This is a genomic window from Janthinobacterium sp. ROICE36, from assembly GCF_002869965.1.
GTDB lineage: Bacteria > Pseudomonadota > Gammaproteobacteria > Burkholderiales > Burkholderiaceae_D > Janthinobacterium.
In genome coordinates this window covers 1-1,671 of the sequence record NZ_PEBS01000165.1, presented here as the reverse complement: position 1 = coordinate 1,671, position 1,671 = coordinate 1, and the positions used below count along the sequence as shown (strand labels likewise).

Annotated in this window: 2 protein-coding genes; both read left to right on the top strand. The window is 53.9% G+C overall.

Annotation, left to right across the window (positions count from 1 at the left end; translation table 11 throughout):
• The first annotated feature begins 214 nt into the window (after positions 1-214).
• The gene (locus tag CSZ94_RS27815; RefSeq protein WP_146009926.1) at positions 215-757 is read left to right on the top strand and encodes a hypothetical protein; all 543 of its coding nucleotides are present in this window, start codon (positions 215-217) and stop codon (positions 755-757) included.
• Positions 754-1,524 (top strand): hypothetical protein, encoded by a 771-nt coding sequence (locus CSZ94_RS27210; RefSeq protein ID WP_102124347.1) that lies wholly within the window; start codon positions 754-756, stop codon positions 1,522-1,524. The genes CSZ94_RS27815 and CSZ94_RS27210 overlap by 4 nt, the downstream gene beginning before the upstream one ends.
• Positions 1,525-1,671: the final 147 nt, after the last annotated feature.

The window sequence follows — 1,671 nt, the reverse complement described above, 5'->3', positions numbered from 1 at the left end:
TGTGGGTTGTGCGGGTCTACGCCCTCAAGCAGTTTGTCGAGTGTGGCTTTGTCGATGGTCATACGTATCCTTTCCAGGGATAAATTTTATCGTATGACTTCTTTCACACAAAATTTCTGACAGGCTCACGACACCACGGTTCGATAAAGCAGCAGACAATACCCGACTATACAAGAGCCATCGATACGACTTGTTTGGGCCCAAAGTCCAGCGTATGTTGACGCTGTTCAGCCGTGCGCAGGTCAATACTTGGCTTCTCCTCGAATCCGACCCTTTAGTCGTATCGTACTGTGAACGGCCACTAATTATTCCCGATATCAAGCCGAAGCCTGTCGTCGATTTTTGGTCGGGCTACGCGGGGCGTGACGAGCTTTGGTTAGTTAGTCGAGATCCCAATCCAGCCAGTATTGATGAATCCTTACCCTCCTTTACACAATGGGCTCGTGCCAACAAATATGAAATTAGGCAACTTCCCCCACCGGACGAAGTTCAAAGCAAGGTCTATCTGGAGAATTGGGGACTGATCGTTCGCGATCTTTCTGCGAACGGCCGATACATTAACCCTGCACTTCTGAAATCGGTGCGCGACGTGCTGCAACAGCAACGGTCTATCGGCGCACTCTGCTCCCTTTTACCCGAGGTAGATCCCATCCTCGTCCGTGTGGCGGCATATTCCATGCTTCACTCGGGTGTGGTGTCCTGTACCAATATCGCGACCAGAGAGCTAGGACCAGCATCGCTTCTGGAGCTCGTATGACGGAGTTCGCCTTCGACAAGCTACGCTTCAGCCGGGCCTCGTTCCCGGAACAGCTCAGCGACTTAACGACTTGGCCGTCGGTCGACGTGTCCGCGCTCAAAGATTCCGAGGCCTTAGTGTTCTCCTCGCGCCGGGAGGCAATAGAGCTCTACATTGGGGAGCCTCTGCTTCCGCTTAAAATCATCAAGTCGAAGACGGGGGTGGATCCGAAAACACTATACAGGATGATCACCCGATGCATCACAAAACACGCTGACGGTCGCATCCATGGATTCCGAGGCGCCATTCCCTATGCGAGGTTAAAGGACTATGAGCGCGTCACCTCTATCAACAGGACTCATGGCGCACAAGGCGTAGGCCTTTCTGGGGCGTTTGGCCTCTTGCTGCAGCAATATCCAGCACTGGAACAATACTTGCTGAAAGTAGCAGCGCAGCGTCACAAACCGATCACGAGCGCTCATGAGGTTCGCAAGCCGATTACACGCATCCACAGCAAGTTTCTGGATGAATGCCGTGCCCTTGGAATCAAGGCGAACGAGTACCCGTTGAATCAGGATCTAGGGGGGCAAAGGTCGCTATCGGAGTATTTTCGGCGCTACGACAACCGTACTTTTGGCGAGGCCGCGAAGAGCAAGGGGGCAGGGCGTGTCCGTCCCGTGGCCCCCGAAAAGATGGAACAGGCCCCGCCCGCAACGCGAGCTTTCGAAGTGGTCGAATTCGACGGCCATAAAATCGATCTTCGGGTGACGCTGCGAGGGTGTAAATAATTTTGTGTAAACGGTCATTTGGCAGGACACTGCCGCCACCAAGGAGAAACAATGACCGTTGTAAAGCGTAACAAGCGGGCCAAGCCCGACCCGGAACTGCTCAAACTGGCCGACAGCTTGCTGGCCAACTACCAGAAGCCCGAGGAT